The following is a 17,999-nucleotide window of genomic DNA, read 5'->3' as shown; positions in this document are numbered from 1 at the left end:
TCACCCCTGGCTGCCGAACCCGAGCACGGTGACGAAGCCCTCCGTGCCGTCGGTGGAGCCGGTGCCGACCAGCGTGGTGGCGGGTTCCTTGCGCCCGAATCCGGCGGAGTACCAGCCCAGCGGCGGGTCGCTCTCGCCGCGGTGTGCCCGCCAGCTCAGCTGTCCGGCCAGGTCGAGCACCGCGGAGCGCTCCTCGCCGTCCCGGGTCCAGGTGAGGACGGCCCGGTTGCCCACCAGCTCCGCGGTGATCGCCGGGCCGAGGTGGAACGCCAGCCGCACGGCACGGCTCGGGCCGCTGACCTCGTCGACGATCCTCAACTCACGGCTCGGGGCCGTGAGTTCCACCTGGCGGCGGTGCACGGAGCCCTGGTAGCCGTCGTGTTCGGCACACCAACGGGCCATGTTCTCGCCGGACGTGTCCGCGACCAGGACGCGGCTGCGGGCGTGCCGGGTCCACAGGAACGGGCCGCCGGAGTCGGACTGGTCGTCGCCGTCCAGCTGCAGGGTGTTGTGGCCGAGGGTGGAGCGGAAGTACCGCCGCCACTCGGGCTGCCCGTGGTAGCAGTACGTCCCCGGGTCGGCGAGCACGTCGACGCCGTCGTGCCGGACCTCCACGGACAGCGCGTCCGCGTGGGCGTGGGCGGCGATGGACAGGAAGCCGTGCGGGCCGCCGTCGCAGCGGCACCAGATCTCCTCCGGCCCGCGCAGGACGGTCATGCCGGCGTCGGCGAAATGATCCGGCCGGCTCGCCGGGCGCGTCACTTCGATGGCGCCGGGTCGTATCAGCGCGGCCAGCAGCGGGGTGCGCACATCGCCGCCGGTCACCTCCGGCCACCACGCGAGCCGGCCGAACACGGCGTCCCCGGTGGCCAGCAGGGAGGCCCAGCGGTCGGTGCCCGTGCCGTCCACGATCAGACCGTGACCGTCGTCCGCGTCGCCCTGGCGCGGAGGCCGCAACCGGTTGTCGACCACGGCCGCGAGCGCGTCGGTCATCCGCAGCAGGACCAGCCGGACGGTCGCCGGGACCGGCACGCCCGCGGCGTCCGCCTCGGCCACCGCGGCCAGGCCGAGCTCCAGCACCAGCCCGTGGTACTCGGTGGCCAGCTCACGGTTGAGGCCGGATCCGAAGGTGTTGGCCCGCAGATGCCGCTCCAGCGACCGCAGCGCGTCGGCCCGCCAACGCGCCGAGGAGGTGAACCAGTCGAACGCGCAGGCCGCGGCGAACTGCCCGGCGGCCTCCGCGATCACATGGTTGTTCGCCGACGACCCCCGGCTGGGGAACGCGGCCAGCCAGCGCTGGTGGTGCCAGATCTGGTCCAGCGCCACCGGGTTGTCCTCGAACAGCCCGGCCGCGCCCGGCCAGCCTTCGAGGAGCCGGCGGATCCACACCCAGGACAGCAGCCGTATACCCAGCTCGATGCCGCTGATCCAGTGCACCCCGCGCAGCGGCGCGTTGGCCGCCCACCACGACCGCAGGTGCTCGGCGACACGCTCGGCGTACCGCTCGTCCCCCGTGATCGCGTAGGCCGCGGCGAGCACGGTCAGGTACTGATGCCGGGACGGCTCCCAGATCTGCTTGATGTCCCCGACCGTGTCCTCGCTGCGGTACGGCACGTCGAAGGCGTAGCCCCACGGCGCCCGGCGCCCGGTCTTCGGGTCGTGGCACCAGTCCGGGTCGACCAGGTCGTCGCGGACCACCCCGAAGAACTCGGCGTGCCCGGCCATCAGCCGGTCCGCCTCGGCGATGAGACGTTTCGCGGCGTCCGGCGGCACCGCGGCCGTCGTCCCCGGGGGCAGCACCGCCGTGAACCGGGCGCCGCTCACGCCCGGGCTGTCCGGCAGCGACGAGCGCCACCGCCGCCGGCGCACCGCGTCGCCCGCCCGGCCGCCGATCTCCCGCGGCCCCATCCGGGACAGGCGCCGCAGGTACCAGCCCGCGCTCATGCTCACAGGGCCCTCGCCAACGTCACCGGCGCACCGGCGGCCAGGCCGGCCTGCACGGCGAGGGTGGCCGAGGTGGTCGCGACCAGCGACTGAAGCGGGACCGGCATCGGCCCGCCGGTCCGCACGGCCTTGACGAACGCGGCCAGTTCGGCGTTCTGGCCCTTGTCCCGGGCCTTGGGCAGCCGCGAACTGACCCACCGCTTACGGGCGTACACCGAGGCGCGGACGAAGTCGTCGAGCCGCAGCACCTTGCCGTCCGCGACCAGGTCCAGCGTCTCCTTGGGGAAGCCGGGCGCGCCGGTGGTGACGTAGCTGATGGTGGCGGTGGACCCGTCCGGGTAGCGCAGCACGACCTGGAGGTCCTCGTTGCCGGCCGGGGCGACCGCGTACACCGACACCGGGTCGGCTTCGAGGAGCCAGCTCGCCGTGTCGATGAAGTGTCCGCCCTCGCCCTCGAACCGAGAGCCCTCGGTGCCCTGCTGGAGGTACCAGCTGCCGTGCTGGAGCCGGCCCGCGTTGACGAGGTAGCGCAGGCTCGCGGGACCGGTCCGGGCGCCGAACCGCTCCTTGGCCTCGGTCAGCAGCGGCGCGAACCGGCGGTTGAAGCCGACCTGGAGCCGGTCGTTGCCGGACTCCTCCACCGCCGCGAGCACACCCGCCAGGTCTTCCTCGGTGAGCGCCAGCGGCTTCTCCACGAACACCGCCTTGCCGGCCAGCAGCGCCTGCCGGGTCAGGTCGGCGTGCGAGCTGTGGCGGGTGACCACGAACACCGCGTCGATGGACTTGTCGCCGAGCACCGCGTCGAGATCGGTGGTCGCCTCGGCGAAGCCGAACTTGCGCTGCGCGTTGGCCCCGGACAGTGCCGTCGTGGTGACGACCGTGGACAGCTCGACGCCGTCACGCCCGGCCAGGTGCGGCAGCAGCATCGACGTCGCGTAGTTGCCGGCGCCGACGAACGCGAGGCGCACCGGCCCGCTCGCGGCCGCCCGGGCCGGAGCCGGCTTCACGTTCACCGTGGGCACGGCCACCGCCGGGGCCTCGGCCCGGTCCTCCTGCTCGGGGTACCGGAACAGCACGGCCACGGCCTTCAGATCGCCGTCCTTCAGACTCCGGTAGGTCTCCACGGCGTCGTCGAAGTCGGCGATGTGCGAGACCAGCGGCTCCACGTCGACGCGGCCGCGGGCCACGAGGTCGAGGAAGCACGCCAGGTTCCGGCGCTCGGTCCAGCGCACATAGCCGATCGGGTAGTCGCGCCCCTGAAGCTCGTACTCCGGGTCGTAGCGCCCGGGGCCGTAGCTGCGGGAGAACCGGACGTCGAGCTCCTTCTCGTAGTACGCGTTCCACGGCAGGTCCAGGCGGCACTTGCCGATGTCGACGACCCGGCCGCGGTCCCGGCAGAGCCGCGCGGCCAGCTCGACGGGCTGGTTGCTGCCGCCGCCCGCGGCCAGATACACCTGGTCCACGCCGTGCCCGTCGGTGAGTTCGGCGACGGCGGCCTCCACGGCCGCGGACTCGGGATCGCCGCAGGCCGCGGCGCCCAGCCGCTCGGCCAGCTCGCAGCGCGCCGGGTCCGGGTCGACGCCGACGACACGGACCCCCGAGGCCGTGAGGAGCTGCACCACCAGCTGCCCGATCAGCCCGAGGCCGATGACCAGGGCGACCTCGCCGAGTTGCGGCTCGCCCTGGCGGACGCCCTGCATCGCGATCGACCCGACGGTCCCGAAGGCCGCGTGCCGCGGCGCGAGGCCGTCCGGCACCGGGGTGTAGAGGTTCTTCGGCACCCAGTTCAGCTCGGCGTGCAGCGCGTGCTCGTTGCCCGCGCAGGCCACGAGGTCGCCGACCTTCACGTCGTCGATCCCGGCGCCGACCTGCTCGACCACACCGCACAGCGAGTAGCCCAGCGGCGTGTAGGAGTCCAGCTTGCCCATCACCTTGCGGTAGGTGGCGGGCACGCCGTTGGTGGCCACGCTCTGCATGACCTTGGCCACCTGGTCCGGGCGGGAGCGGGCCTTGCCCAGCATCGACATGCCGGCCTCGGACACCTTCATCATCTCGGTCCCGGTGGATATCAGCGAGTACGCGGTGCGGACGAGCACCCCGCCCGGCTTGCACCCCGGCTCCGGCACGTCGAGCACCGCCAGCTCGCCGCTCTTGTAGTTCTGTACAACCTGCTTCACCCGAACTCCTCTGATTCCTAAGCCGTTAACCGAGTGCTCTGGCCGGACCCAGAGGTCGCGTCGCGATACCAGTACTCGAGGGTCAGCACATGCCACAGATGCTTGGAGAAGTCCCGCTGCCCGGCGGCGTCCTCGGCGGCCATCCGCGCCAGCGCGTCGCGGCGCAGCAGCCCTGACCTGACCAGCTCGCCGTCGTGGATCACCTCGCGCACCAGCGGTGCCAGATCCCGGCTCATCCAGGCCCGCAGCGGCGCGCTGAACAGGCCCTTGGGCCGGTACACGATCTCCCGGGGCAGGATCGAGGTGGCCGCCTCCTTGAGGACGGCCTTGCCCTGCCGCCCGGCGATCTTCCGGTCGCCGGGGAAGGCGAACGCCGCCCTGACCACCTCGACGTCCACGTACGGCACCCGCACCTCGGTCGACGCGGCCATGCTGGAGCGGTCGGTGTACGTGAGGTTCAGGCCCGGCAGGAACATCCGGGCGTCCGTCAGGCACATGCGGTTGACGAAGTCGTCGAGGTCGTTGTCCCGGTAGACGTCCGCGTGCTCGGTCAGCACGTCCTCGACCGTCCCGGCCAGATCCGGATCGACCAGGTCGAGCAGCTCGTCCTGGTCGTACATGGTGTAGCTGCGCCGGAACGCGGTCTCCTCCGGCAGATCGGCGAAGGAGAGGAACCGCTTCGCGAAGCGCACCGACCGGTACCCCCGGCGGCTCGTCGCGACCGGCAGCCGGTCCACTAGAGCGGACACCCCGCGCCGCAGGGGCCGCGGGACGCGCTGGTAGCGCAGCGCGAGGAGGTTGGCCAGGTGCTTGCGGTACCCGGCGAACAGCTCGTCGGCGCCCATCCCCGAGAGCATCACCTTCACCCCGGCCTCCCGGGCGGCCGAGCAGATCAGGAAGGTGTTGATCGCGGCGGGGTCGCCGATCGGCTCGTCCAGGGAGTACGTCATCTGCGGCAGCAGGTCGAGCACGTTCGGGGCGATCTCGATCTCGTGCAGGTCGACACCGAACCGCCCGGCGACCTGCCGGGCGTAGCGCAGATCGTCCGGCATCGCCTCGAACTTGGCGTCCTCGGCCCGGAATCCGATCGTGTAGGCGGAGATCCCGGGTTGGTGGCGGGCCGCGAGGGCCGTCAGATAGCTGGAGTCGAGACCGCCGGAGAGGAACGTCGCCACGGGTACGTCGGAGAGCAGGTGGCGCCGGGTCGACTCCTCGACGACCGCGTTCAGGTCCGGCAGCTCGCCGCTGCGGGCCCGCTCCCGGCCCTCGGCGGCGACGTCCTTCAGGCTCCAGAACGTGCCGCGCTCCACCCGGCCGTCGGGCCGGCACCTGAGCCAGCTCCCCGGCGGCAGCTTCTCCGCCTCGCGGAACGCGCACCGTGAGTCCGGCACCCAGTAGTACAGCAGCGAGGCCACCAGCGCCGCCTGGTCCACCTCCAGCGATCCGCCGGCGGCGGCGAGCGCCTTGAGCTCGGAGGCGAACACCATGCCCTCGCCGCGCCGCAGCAGGAACAGCGGCTTGATGCCCAACTGGTCGCGGGCGAGCACCAGTTCACCGGTGCGCTCGTCGAAGATCCCGAACGCGAACATGCCGCGCAGCCGGGGCAGACAGTCCGTGCCCCAGCGCCGCCACGCCTCCAGGAGCACCTCGGTGTCGGAGGTGCCGCGGAAGCGCACCCCGGCGGCGGCCAGCTCGGCCCGCAGCTCCGGCGCGTTGTACAGCTCGCCGTTGTACGTCAGGGCGAGGCCGTCCGAGACCATCGGCTGGGCGCCGGTCTCGGACAGGTCGATGATGGCCAGCCGGCGGTGCCCGAGGTGCACCTCGCCGTCACCGACGGGGTGGCTGTACCGGCCCGCCCCGTCGGGTCCGCGGTGGGCGAGCGTCTCGGTGAGCCGGTCGGTCACGGCCTTCCCGTCCGGCCACCGATAGGTGCCTGCGATGCCACACATGTACTACCGCGCCTCCTGGTTGCTGTCCGGGACCCGAGTGGCCCACATCGGCTGCCGATCCGTACGCGGGCGGCCTGTCCCGCTCTGCCGGGCGAGCCGCTCGTTCTGGCCGCGCAGTGCGATGTGCAGTCCGTCCCACAGCGTGCCGTCGGTGCGGTCACGCGGATCCGGGTCGATGAGCACCACACCGATCACCGGAATGTGCTGGTCCGCGAGTTGCCGCGCCACGGTGTGCAGCCAGGCGGCGCTGCCGTGCCCGGCACGCACGACCAGCACGGTCCGGGTGCCGAGGTACTGGAGGTCGGTCCACGCCGTGCCCGGCGCGACCGAGCCGACGCCGATCCGGCGCTCCTGCGGCGACCCGGCCGCGGCATGCTCCCCGCTGACCACCGTGGGATCCCCCGGCTTCGGACGGCGGCCGGAGAGCAGCTGGCCCGGCAGACCGTCGACGACGACCACCGGCCCCTCCTGCCCCAGTGCCTTCGCGACGTTCAGGGCGAGCACGGTCGTGCTGCGCGCACAGCCCAGTTCCAGCAGCGACAGCGGTTCCGTGGAGCCGCGTACCGTGCGGGCCAGGGTCCCGGTGAGCCGTTCGCGTGCCGCCCGGGTCCGGCGGCGCTGCCACAGCCTGCCCGAGCGACGGGGCAGCTCCGCGATGACCGAGGCACCCAGGTGTGCCGCGATGTCCCGGCGCAGCACGGGACGGTCCGCCACCACCGTGCCGACCGCGGCCAGCGCGAGCCCGAGGACGAGTCCGAGTACGAGCCCGATCGCGGAGTCGGTGGCGACCGCCTTGGGCAGGGAGTGCCGCACCGCGCGCGGGGCGTCCACGATCTGCGTGCCGGCGACGACCTTGGGCGTGCCGGTGCGCGCGTCCGCGGCGCGCTGGTCGAAGTCGGCTATCCGGGAGTTGAGTTCGGCGCGGCGGGCGAAGAGCGACTCGATGCTCGCCGACGCCTGCGGGTCGCTCTCCGGGGAGCGGTCGCCGATTGCCTTGTTGACCTCGTCGAGCTCGTCCCGCATGCGGTCGCGCTGGTCGAGCAGGGCCTTGGCCTCGGCCTGCGCGGACTGCCGCATCCGCCGCACATGGTCCGTCACGAACGCCTCGGCCAGCGCCTTGGCCCGGGCCACCGCCTCCGCGTCGCTGTCACCGGTCACGTCGATCTGGAGCAGGTTGTTGGTCAGGCCGGTACCCCGGTAGTCCCGCATGAAGTCCTCGGTCTTCTCCGGGGACTTCAGGGACCGCAGGGCCATGTCGGCGACCCGTGTGGTCTGCAGCAGCGCGACATCGGTGCGGATCAGCGTGCCGGTGTCGTTCGGCTGGTCGTCCTCGTGCGAGACCAGCACCTTGGTCACCGCGCTCGGTGGCGGCGGCATGAGGACCGCCACCGCCGCCCCGGCCAGCAGGCCGAGGAGCGCCATGGTGCACCACAGGCGGCGGCGCCTGCGCACCGCCACCACCAGCCCTTGCAGGTCGATGAGCGGACCGGCCGCCGACGACTCCGAAACCGTGCCGGTCGTCATGCCGGACCTCCCGTCGCGTGGCCGCGCACCGCGAGCGCGGGAGCGGCGTCGTCCGGCGGATCGGCGGGATGTCGCGCGGGGCGGGCCCGGACCGGGTCGGCGACGACGACGCCGACGACCTCGTGCCTGCCGTCCGCGCACGCCTCGGCGATGCCGGCCAGTTCCTCCGCGGTCCGGCTGCCCGCGCCGAGCACCACGAGGGCACCGGACTCGGTGTCGCGGTCCGGCACCATCGGCCGGTCCGCCGAGACCTCCACGACCCGCAGCAGCGGATCTCCCTTGGCCTCGGCGACGAGCTGCCCGGCGGCCCGGCGGGCGATCTCGTCGTCGTCCGGTACGACGACTAGCAGCAGCCGGGGGGCAGGCAGCAGCTCCCGGATGCGGGCGCACACCCGGCCGTAGCGGATCCGTCGGCCGCTCTCGTCGCCGGACCGCAGCGGGGCCGGCAGGTCCCACCGGGTGTCGGTGCCGAGGAGCCTTCGGATCCGGGCCCCGGAGCCCCCGCCCTCCGGTCGCCGCGCACGCGGGTCGTCGGGCACGTCGACGGTGCCGAGCAGCGCCGCGCCCAGGGTCGCGGCGACCTCCTGCTCGGTGCGCAGCCGGCGGTTCATCCGTGCGGCGACAAGATGGCCGACGACCGCGAGCAGGAAGAACAGCACGGCCCCGGTGACGACGAGCTGCACCCGCGTCGGCGGTGCCTCGCCGGTCGGCCGGGCCGCCGGGCCCATCACGACCAGGCCCGCCTTGTTGTTCGCCGGATCGGCCTCGTCGAGCTTCGTCATGGCCTCTTCCAGCGAGGTGCGCAGTTTCTCGAGCATGGTGCGGGCCTGGACGCTCTCCACGGTCCGCCCCGGATCGGCCGCGTCGGCGAGGTCGCTGATACGGCGGTTGGTCTCCTCCACCTGCTGCCGCAGCGCCTCGGGTCCCGTGGCCGCTTCGGAGTCGGTGCCGCCGCCCGCGATCCGCTCGGCGAACGCGACGAACTGCTGGGCCACCCGGTCCGACAGCTGTTGCGCGTGCTTCGGGGTGTCGGCCGTGCCGGAGATCTTGATGATGTTTCCGTCGGACGCCTTGGCGCTCACCCGGTCCCGCAGCTCGTCGCTGCTGAGGCCGGTCCAGCCGAGGTCGGCTGCCGCCCGGTCGACCACCGTCGAACTGGTGACGATGTCGACCTGGGTCAGCAGCTCGCGCTCCTCCCACTGCCCCGGCAGCAGTACCGATGCCGAAGCCGTGTAACGCGGTGGGAACACCAGCGAGGTGCCGTAGCCGACGAGTGCGCCCGCCACGGCGAGGACGGCGAGAAGCCGCCACCTGCGCCGGAGTATCCGCCCGACGGTGACCAGGCGGATCGTGTCTTCGCTCAACGCCGCTGCCTCTTCCCTGTGCGGACCGGGCCGCCCGCCGAAGCCTGAGTGCGGTCACGGCACGCGGCGGCGTAGGCCGCGAGCAGTGACGACTGCGAGTTCTCCCAGGAGAGCCGGCCGGTGATCCGCTCCTGGCCGACCTTGCCCATCCGGACCCGCCGGTCCGGGTCGTCCAGCAACTCCGCGATGAGGTCGGCGAACCGGGCCTCGTCGTTGGCGGGCGCGTAGACGGCGGCGTCACCCGCGGAGACGCGCGCCTCCTTCAGGTCGAACGAGACGATCGGCCGGCCCATCGCCATGTACTCCAGGACCTTGTTCATCGTCGACACGTCGTTGAGCGGATTGCGAGGGTCGGGGGACAGGCACACGTCCGCGGTGGACAGGTACCGCACCAGGTCGGCGTCCGGTATGCGCCCGGTGAACTGCACCTGGTCCGACAGTCCGAGCTGCCGGGACAGTTCCACCATCGCGTCGAAGGCGTCGCCCGCGCCGACGAACACCGCGTGCCAGTCGGTCCGCCCCAGCTCGTCGCGCAGCTTCGCAAGAGCCCGCAGGGCGTAGTCGACGCCGTCCTGGGGGCCCATGACGCCCAGGTAGCACAGCAGATGGGGCTTGCCGCGCTTCAACTCCGGCTCGGGCGGCACCGGTTGGAACCGGTCGACCTGGGGCGCGCTGCGCACCACGAAGACGTCCTCGGGGCGTCGGCCGCCCCGGCGTATCGCGACGTCCCGGTAGCTCTCGTTCGTGGCGAGCACGATGTCGGCGGCCCGGTAGGTCCGCCGTTCCAGCGCGCACACGGCGCGGTAGAGCAGGTCCTTGCCGCGGCCGAACCGGGAGAGGTACAGCTCGGGCACCAGGTCGTGCTGGTCGAAGACGAACCGCGCACCGCGCCGCCTGAGCCACCGTGCCGCCAGGAACAGCAGGTCGGGCGGGTTGCAGGCGTGGACCACATGGACCGGGCCGACCTTGCGGGCCAGCCGGGCCGTGTGCCACAGGGCCGATCCGTACTCCCGCAGGTAGCCGGCCGGTCCGCCGGTGGCCGCGCGCAACGGGTAGCGATGGATCCGCACCCCGTCGACCAACGCCTCCGGCTCCGTGTCCCGCTTCTCCCCCCGGGGGCAGATGACGTGCACCTCCCAGCCCGCGTCGCGCAGCGTCGTGCACTCCTGCCACACCCGCCGGTCGAACGGCACCGACAGGTTCTCCACCAGGATCAGCGCGCGCCGCCCCGACCCCTCACCGCTGACTGCGTTACCAAGCAAGGCCTATGTACCCCGGTTCGGTCCGGCGCGCGTCGGCGTCGGGAAGGTGGATGAGGTCGACGATCACCGGGCCGCCGCCATGGGGCAGCGCGGCAAGGACGGCCGGGTCCTTGGTCCCGACCAGGCACACCTCGGCGTGCTCGAGCACCTCCTCGACGGAGTCCGCGAGCAGCTGTGCGAGGTGCGGCAGCCGGGTCTCGATGTACTCGCGATTCGCGCCGAGCAACCGGGACAGGCTCACGTTGGCGTCGTGGATCCGCAGGTCGTACCCCTTGCCGTGGAGCCGCTCCGCCAGCTCGACGAGCGGGCTCTCGCGGAGGTCGTCGGTGCCGGGTTTGAAGGACAGCCCGAACATGCCGATCCGGCGCTTGCCGGTGCGCTCGACCAGCTCCACCGCGCGCTGCAGATGGTCGGAGTTGGAGGGCAGCACATGGGAGAGGATGGGCACCGAGACGTCGGCCCGCTGTGCCGCGTGGACCAGGCTGCGCAGATCCTTGGGCAGGCAGGACCCGCCGAAGGCGAAGCCGGGCCGCAGATAGGCGGGGCTGATGTTCAGCTTGCGGTCGGCCAGGAACACGTCCATCACCTGGTGCGAGTCCACCCCGAGCGCCTGGCACACCGCGCCCAGCTCGTTCGCGAAGCCGATCTTGAGGCCGTGGAAGGCGTTGTCGGCGTACTTGATCGCCTCGGCCGTCGGGATCGGCACCCGGAACACCTCGCCGGGCAGGCCGTCGTACAGCGCCAGCACCGTGTCGCCGCTCGCCGTGTCGAGCTCGCCGACGACGGTCTTGGGCGGGTCGAAGAAGTCCTTCACGCTGGTGCCCTCGCGCAGGAACTCCGGGTTGACCGCGACCCCGATGTCCACGCCGGCCGTGCCGCCGACGGACTTCTCCAGGATCGGCACCAGCAGGTTCAGGCAGGTGCCCGGGAGCATGGTGCTGCGGAACACGACGGTGTGCCGCCCGCCGCGTTCGGCAAGGGCCGCGCCGATCTGCTCGGTGACCCGCTCCAAGTAGGTGGTGCACAGGCTGCCGTTGGGCTCCGACGGCGTGCCCACACAGACCAGCGACACCTCGCTGTCCATGATCGCCTCACGGACGTCGACCGTGGCCCTTAATGCTCCGGTCCGTACGACGTCGGCGATGAGCTCGCCGATCCGCTCCTCGACCACCGGGGCCTTGCCTTCGTTGACCAGGTCGACCTTCACCTGGTTCACGTCGACCCCGATGACCTCGTGGCCCATGCCGGCCAGGCACGCGGCCGACACACAGCCCACGTAGCCGAGCCCGAAAACGCTGACTCTCATGTCCCGTTCCTCCCCCCAGGCAGGCCCTTGTGGCCTGCGGTCCGCGCATCGGCGGGACCGTTCAGTTGCAGTCCCTCGCGCATCAGTAGGCCCCCTGGCCGTAGAGCACCGCCCGCAGCGTCTTCCACAAGATCACCGTGTCCAGGGCGAGCGACCAGTCCTCCACGTACCGCAGGTCGAGGCGGACCGCCTCCTCCCACGGCAGGTCGCTGCGTCCGCTTATCTGCCACAGTCCGGTGAGTCCGGGCTTGACCAGCAGCCGTCGCCGGATGTCCGGGCCGTACGCGGCGGACTCCTCCGGCAGCGGAGGCCGCGGCCCGACCAGCGACATCGATCCGGTGAGCACGTTGAACAGCTGCGGGAGCTCGTCGAGCGAGTACCGGCGCAGCACTGCTCCCACCCGGGTCACCCGCGGATCCCGGCGGAGCTTGAACAGCAGCCCCGCACCCTCGTTGCGGTCGGCCAGCTCGGCACGTGCCTTGTGCGCCCCGACGACCATGGTGCGGAACTTGAGGATGGTGAACTCGCGGCCGCCCTTGCCGACCCTGCGCTGGCGGTAGAACACCCCGCCCCGGCTGTCCGCCACCACGAGCAGTCCGACGAGTGCCATCAGCGGCGCGAACAGCAGCAGCAGGAACGCCGCGCCCACCCGGTCGACGACCACCTTGATCGCCCGGCGCCCCCCGGTGAAGGTCGGCATGCTGACCCGCAGCAACGGTATCCCGAGCACCGCGTCGACGTGCAGCCGCGGGCCTGCCACCTCCATCAGCACGGGGGCCACGACCATTTCGGCGTCGCTGCCCTCCAGGTTCCAGGCCAGCCGCTGGAGCCGGTCCGGTGTCCAGTGCGGGTCCGGCGTGACCGCGACGACGCGGTAGCCGTCGTGCTCGACGTACTTGGCGACGTCCGTCAGCCGGCCGACGACCGGCACCCCGTCCAGCTGGTCGCCGTCGATCCCGCGACCGTCCGTCGTGCACACTCCGTCCACGCGCCACCCGAGGTGCGGGAACTTGCGGGTTCGGGTGATCAGGTCGCGTACGGTTGCCGGGCTCCCGGCAGCGAGCACCGGTCTGAGACACCTCCCTTCCTTGCGCTGCTTGTGCAGCGAAAGGCGGAGCAGATAGCGCGTCGTCATGGTGACGAGTGCGATCGCGGGGATCGCGACGAAGATCCAGAGCTTGATGTTGCGCGAGGTGAGGGCGATCCCGCCGAGCGCGAGCACGACGGTCGCAGTGAACATGGAGCGTCCGAGCCGGCGGAATTCCTCGGCGCCCTGACCGAGCACGGCCGGGGACCACGACCTGCTCACCGCGAGTGCCCCCAGCACCAGCAGCTCGGTGCAGAAGGCGAGGATTCCCCACTTCTCGTGCCAGTTGGCCGCGTCCCGGGCCCCGAAGAAGTTGCCTATCGCGCCCACCACGAAGGCGGTGGCCACGGTATCGCTGATGATCACGGAGCGCCGGTAGCGCTGCTCCCAGTCGCTCGCGGGCCGGGACATCGTCCCGTTCGCCAGACGCCCGCGCGCCGACGAAAACGGGTCTATTAATTCCCCCTGTTGCACGGGACCCCCCAGGTCGCCAGTGGTTCGACAGAGTTCGCCCAACACTGTCTTCTCGCCCGGGAGGCACCCCCGCCCCCCGCGCCGCGCTGTTCCTCCCCTCGGGGCCCCCGCCCCGCGCATGACATCCCGGCGTTACGGCGCTACCTGAACAACCCGCCCTGACGGCAGCACAGTTGCCCGTACTGCCGACCTGTCGGGTTGAGCGCGATCCCGTCGAGACCTCGGGTGCTCCCCGCACCCACGGCCCCTCCCGGGCGCCGGGAATCGATCACCCCCACGCGTGGCGCGGAGGACGAGACTGCTGGTTCTGCAGAGCAACGGACCTACACATCATTGGTGGTCGCCTCGTGTCCGATCAGCTGAAGCACGGTCAATCTAGACCATCGGGGCCAGAAATGAGGAGGGGATGTGTGTGATTTGTGGACAAGCTTTGGGACATGGTCTACCGGCTGATGACGACCCCTCCTCGACACCGGTCGGCGGATTCCGGTTCACAGGTCGCGGGGGGCGTCGACGATGTGGGAGAGGGCCACGGTGAGGGCGTTCTCGCGGGTGAAGACGTCCACCGCGCCGAGGCGGCCCAACCACTTCCGGTACATGACCGGTTCGACCTTGTCGGCGACGGCCTGGAGGTAGAGGTCGAAGCCGGCCCAGTTGTTCCCGGGTTCGACCTTGCCGAAGTAGGGGGCCATGTCGGTGGCGGCGACGGCCTTGCCCGTGGCGTTCCACAGGTCCCGTACGAACTCGCGGGAGACCTCGATGTCCTCCTTGGTGCCGAGCCGGTGGACATGACCGCCGATGTAGGTGTCCAGATCCATGCGGGCGAGCTGGTCGTGGGCCCGCAGCACGCCGGGGACGCTGTCGGCGGTGCCCCAGGCGCGGAAGGGGGCCCAGCCCGGCATCACGAGGTCGACCATCATGGCGGCGCGCTGGCGAGGGGCGTGGATGAGGATGTTGCCGGCCTCGTGATTGGCGCCCGGATAGCTGAGCAGCAGCCGCTGACCGCCCAGGTCGAGGCGGTAGCGGTCGTCGAAGGTCACGGTGGGCATCGGGCGGCCCGGGTCCTTGGCCGTCCTGATCCGTTCAGCGGTCGCGGTGTGCGCGATGCGGACCACGTCGCCGAACGCCGACGCGCCGGCCGTGTGGTCGGCGTGGTCGTGGCTGTACACGAGGTGGGTGACCTTGCGGCCGGTGACGCGGCGGATCGCGGCCGGAAGTGCTTCGGCGAGCGAGGGCGGTGCGTCGATGACGACCACCCCGGCGCCGGTGACGAGGAAGGCCGCCTGCGTACCGCCGGCGGTCACGGCGTAGAACGCGTCGCCGATGCGGTCGAGCCGGTAGCCCTCAGGGGGGACCGGCAGGGGCTTGGCGGTGGCGGGAAGTGGCGCGAAAGTACGGGTCGCGGCGCCGTCGGGGGATTCGGGGAGCGCCAGACGTTGGCCGGTTCGCGGCTCACCGCTCTTGTCCAGGACCTGCTGGTTCAGCCGGTAGAGCTCCGTCCAGCGCCGTTCGGAGCCGAGGAAGCGGGAGGCGATGCCGCGCAGGGTGTCTCCGCGTGCGGCCTCGTAGTACGCACCGCCGCCCGTGACGGCGGGTGCGGCGGTGGCGGCCTGCGTCGGCAGGGCGAGCGCCGAGAGGCCGGCGGCCGCGGGCACGGCTGCCGCGCCCCAGCGCAGGATGCCGCGGCGGGACGGCGACCGGTGGTCGTGCTGCTCTGCTTCGCACATGACGAACTCCCTGGATTCCGGGTGCCGTTGTCGGCACCTCGATCACGCTAGGGACGCGCGCCAAGTGCTTGAAGATTGCACTTTTTTGCTAGTGGCTATACCCGAGTGAAGCGTGCAGCTCAGACGTCGGCGTCATAGGCGCGCTGTGCCGCGGAACACACCTCGATGTGGGCGTCGGTCCAGCCGAGCAGCGCTTCGACGGGCCCGAGCAGGGTCCGGCCGAGAGGGGTCAGCTCGTACTCGACATGGGGCGGAATCACCGGGTGCACCGTGCGCAGTACCAGGCCGTTGCGTTCGAGCTGCCGCAGCGTCTGGGTGAGCGCCTTCGGCGTGACCTCTTCGAGTTCGGCGGCCAGTTCGCCGAACCGCTGCGGCCCCCGGGTCAGGCAGCCGACGACGAGGATCGTCCACTTGGCCCCGATCAGATCGATCAGCGGCCGGCCGGGGCACGCGGCCGAGTACGGGTTCGTCTTGCTCAGATGCATTCCGCCAGTGTCGTTCACCGGTCGGGGAGCTGCCGTCGGTCAGTCGGCGGGAGCGTCAGGGCGTCGTCACGGATCCGTGCGGGAACGCGGCCGCCAGGTCGGCCTCGATGCCGGCGGCGCACGCGCGCAGGGCGGGCAGCATGAAGTCCCGGCTGTGCTCGGGCGGCTCCGGACCGGCGTGCAGCGCGATGTTCAGGGCCGCCACGGCGCGCCCGCTCCGGTCCCTGACCGGCACGGCCAACGACCTCAGACCGGCCTCCAACTCCTGCTCCACCAGGGCGAATCCAGCGCGCCCCGCTTCGTCGATCGCGGCCGCGAGCGCCGAGTGCGAGGTGAGCGTGTGCGGGGTCAGGGCCCGCGGGTCCATGGCCCGGAGCCGCTCCTGTCGCTCCGCCGCGGGCAGGTCCGCGAGCAGGACCCGGCCCATGGAGGTGGCGTAGGCGGGCAGCCGGGTGCCGGGCGTGATGCGGGCGCTGGTGATCTGCTCGGTGGCCACCCGGGCCATGTAGCGGACCTCGGCACCGTCGAGGACCGCGAGCGAGGCGGACTCCCGCACCTGTCCGACCAGATCGGCGAGATGGGGTTGTGCGATGTCGGCGAGGGTGAGGGTGGACAGCCGCGCGTATCCCAGCTCCAGGACGCGCGGGGCGGGCAGGAACCGGCGCCCGTGCTGCTCCACGTAGGCGAGCTCGCGCAGTGTCAGCAGATTGCGCCGGGTGCTGGGGTACGAGAGTCCGGCGGCCTGAGCTGCCTCGGAGAGGGTGAGTCCGCCGGGCTGCCGGCCGAGCGCGGTCAGCACGGCCAGGCCCCGGGCCAGGGCCTGTAGGAAGGACGGCCCCAGTTCGGGCTTGGCGTCGGTGTATGCGGGGGAGGCGGGTGGCGGCGCCGCGGCCGGGGTGCCGGAGGTGTCGTACAGCGCCCCGGCGATGTCCCGGGCGGCTTCGTTCATCGCGGTCAGGGCGTGCTCGCGCAGCTGGTCGGCGCTGTGCCGGCTGGTGTGGGCGAGCACGCTGATCGCGCACACGGGCCGGCCGTCGGGTGCGCGCACCGGGACCGACAGGGCGACCAGGCCGGGGGCGACGAGCTGGTCGTCCAGCGCCCAGTCGTTCGCGGCCGTGTCCGCGACCCAGGAGGTGAAGTCGGCTTCCGCCTGCTCGGCGCCGGGGGCGGTGCGGCGGGTGGGAACGGCCGGGAAAGCGGCGTCCAGGGGGTCGGCGGCCTGCCGGGCCCGCCAGGCCGCGTACGTCTGAGGGTCCCAGGCGGTGGCGAGTACGGCGCCGGCCGCGCAGCGCTCTGCGGGCAGCAGGTCGCCGACGCGGAAGCCCAGCGGGATCATGCGTCCGGGCGGGACGGCCGTACCGACGATGCGTGCGTCGCATCCGTCGAGGACGATCGCCGAGACCGACTCGTCCAGCGTCCGGGTCAGCCGCTCCAGGCTCGGTCGCAGCGCGCGCGACCAGCCGCTCGCGTCGAGATAGGCGTTGCCGAGTTCCATCAGGCGCGGGGCGAGCGCCAACTCGCGTCCCTCGGTGCGCAGCTGGCCGAGATGGACCAGTGTGGCGGCGACCCTGTCGACGGCCGAACGGGCCAGACCCGTGGCGCGGGCCAGGTCGCCCGGACGCATCGGCTCCGAGGCGGCGGCCATGATCCGCAGCATCGCCAGACCGCGCTCCAGCGGGCCGGCGGCCTCCAGGTCAGGGGCCCCCGCCTCGTCGGATGTCACCGATCTCCTCCCGTGCTTCCCGCGTCCCGGCGCCTCAGGCCGTGCTCGTACCCGTCGTCGGGAGAACGCTACCGGCCATTGACAGCCGTCACAGTGACCCGCAGACTCGGGCTCACTCGCTGAATGAATGATAGTTCACTCAGCGAAAAACTCATCGGGACGGTCGGGTGCGCTGTGCGGGACGCGTGCACCCGGCCCCGCTCCCTCCCCGCCCCTTCCCGAGGACTCTCATGAGCGCTTCCGCCCAGAGCCGTGCGGACCTCGTCCGGCACACCGTCTACGAGTTCGCCCTCACCACGGTGCTTCTCTTCGCCGTGGTCACCCTGGTCCGCTGGCTCGCCCTCCCCGGCTCCCCGCTGGCGATCACCGACCCGCACACCCTGTTCGCCGTCGCGGGCATCGCCGTCGCGGTACTGATCGCGGCGCTGATGTACTCGCCGCCCGGCCGCGCCTCCGGAGGCCACCTCCACCCCGGAGTCACCGTCTTCCTGTGGGCCTGCGGCCTCTTCCCCCGCCGCGCGGTCCTCCCGTACGTCACCGCACAGCTCGCCGGCTCCGCGGCCGGGACCGCGCTGGCCGGCCTCGTCTGGGGCGAACCCGTGCGCCGGATCGGTTACGCCGCCGTGCACCCCGCGGCCGGGACCGGATCGGTCGAGCTGTTCCTCATCGAGGGCTGCGCGCTCGCCGCGGTGTTCGTCGCGGTCACCCTGGTCATGACGAGACCCGCGCTGCGCGGCCTGATCCCGGCGGTCATCGGACTCGGCGTGGGCGTGGTCATCGCCACCCTGGGCACGGTCACCGGCGCCAGCATCAACCCCGCCCGTGCCTTCGGCCCCGCACTGCTCTCCGGCCAGTACGAGCACTTCTGGAACTACATGATCGCGCCGCTGGCCGGCCCGGCACTCGTCGGCCTCGCCCACCGGGCACTGAGCGCGCGCAGAGCCCCCGAGGCCTCGCCGGCCGAGGCGTGAGCCGTA

General features: G+C 72.2%; 12 protein-coding genes. 1 reads left to right on the top strand and 11 read right to left on the bottom strand.

Annotated elements, in window-relative coordinates; all coding sequences use genetic code 11:
• From CP983_RS11090 to CP983_RS11040, 11 genes are all read right to left on the bottom strand, one after another.
• A complete protein-coding gene (locus CP983_RS11090) occupies positions 1-1,944 on the bottom strand; it encodes a heparinase II/III family protein (RefSeq protein WP_150499489.1) in 1,944 nt (647 codons plus the stop codon).
• Between the two features lie 2 nt (positions 1,945-1,946).
• Entirely contained in the window at positions 1,947-4,121 is a 2,175-nt protein-coding gene (locus CP983_RS11085) for a bi-domain-containing oxidoreductase (RefSeq protein ID WP_150499488.1), read from the bottom strand.
• A gap of 17 nt (positions 4,122-4,138) precedes the next feature.
• Positions 4,139-6,070 carry an asparagine synthase (glutamine-hydrolyzing) gene (gene asnB, locus CP983_RS11080; RefSeq protein WP_150499487.1) on the bottom strand — a complete coding sequence of 644 codons (1,932 nt, stop codon included), beginning with the start codon at positions 6,068-6,070 and terminating at the stop codon, positions 4,139-4,141.
• A 3-nt stretch (positions 6,071-6,073) separates the two neighbouring features.
• On the bottom strand, positions 6,074-7,594 hold the full coding sequence (locus CP983_RS11075; protein ID WP_150499486.1) for a Wzz/FepE/Etk N-terminal domain-containing protein: 1,521 nt from the start codon (positions 7,592-7,594) through the stop codon (positions 6,074-6,076).
• Positions 7,591-8,958 carry a Wzz/FepE/Etk N-terminal domain-containing protein gene (locus CP983_RS11070; RefSeq protein ID WP_150499485.1) on the bottom strand — a complete coding sequence of 456 codons (1,368 nt, stop codon included), beginning with the start codon at positions 8,956-8,958 and terminating at the stop codon, positions 7,591-7,593. The genes CP983_RS11075 and CP983_RS11070 overlap by 4 nt, the downstream gene beginning before the upstream one ends.
• Positions 8,955-10,220, bottom strand: coding sequence for a glycosyltransferase family 4 protein (locus CP983_RS11065; protein ID WP_150499484.1), 1,266 nt, complete (start codon positions 10,218-10,220; stop codon positions 8,955-8,957). The genes CP983_RS11070 and CP983_RS11065 overlap by 4 nt, the downstream gene beginning before the upstream one ends.
• A complete protein-coding gene (locus tag CP983_RS11060; RefSeq protein WP_150499483.1) occupies positions 10,210-11,526 on the bottom strand; it encodes a nucleotide sugar dehydrogenase in 1,317 nt (438 codons plus the stop codon). Before CP983_RS11060 ends, CP983_RS11065 begins: the two co-directional genes overlap by 11 nt.
• Positions 11,527-11,608: 82 nt before the next feature.
• The gene (locus tag CP983_RS11055) at positions 11,609-13,087 is read right to left on the bottom strand and encodes a sugar transferase (protein WP_125525833.1); all 1,479 of its coding nucleotides are present in this window, start codon (positions 13,085-13,087) and stop codon (positions 11,609-11,611) included.
• 491 nt (positions 13,088-13,578) lie between these two features.
• A complete protein-coding gene (locus CP983_RS11050) occupies positions 13,579-14,814 on the bottom strand; it encodes an MBL fold metallo-hydrolase (RefSeq protein WP_150499482.1) in 1,236 nt (411 codons plus the stop codon).
• Between the two features lie 119 nt (positions 14,815-14,933).
• On the bottom strand, positions 14,934-15,299 hold the full coding sequence (locus CP983_RS11045; protein WP_150499481.1) for a winged helix-turn-helix transcriptional regulator: 366 nt from the start codon (positions 15,297-15,299) through the stop codon (positions 14,934-14,936).
• Between the two features lie 55 nt (positions 15,300-15,354).
• Complete coding sequence (locus CP983_RS11040; RefSeq protein ID WP_268256199.1) at positions 15,355-17,022, bottom strand: IclR family transcriptional regulator domain-containing protein; 1,668 nt, start codon at positions 17,020-17,022, stop codon at positions 15,355-15,357.
• Between the two features lie 230 nt (positions 17,023-17,252).
• Here CP983_RS11040 and CP983_RS11035 point away from each other — a divergent pair, with 230 nt between their 5' ends.
• A complete protein-coding gene (locus CP983_RS11035) occupies positions 17,253-17,993 on the top strand; it encodes an aquaporin (RefSeq protein WP_150499480.1) in 741 nt (246 codons plus the stop codon).
• The last annotated feature ends 6 nt before the right edge of the window (positions 17,994-17,999 follow it).

It is taken from the genome of Streptomyces chartreusis, from assembly GCF_008704715.1.
GTDB classification, from domain to species: Bacteria; Actinomycetota; Actinomycetes; order Streptomycetales; family Streptomycetaceae; genus Streptomyces; species Streptomyces chartreusis.
The sequence above is the reverse complement of the archived record's forward strand: the minus strand, read 5'-3'. Positions and strand labels throughout refer to the sequence as shown.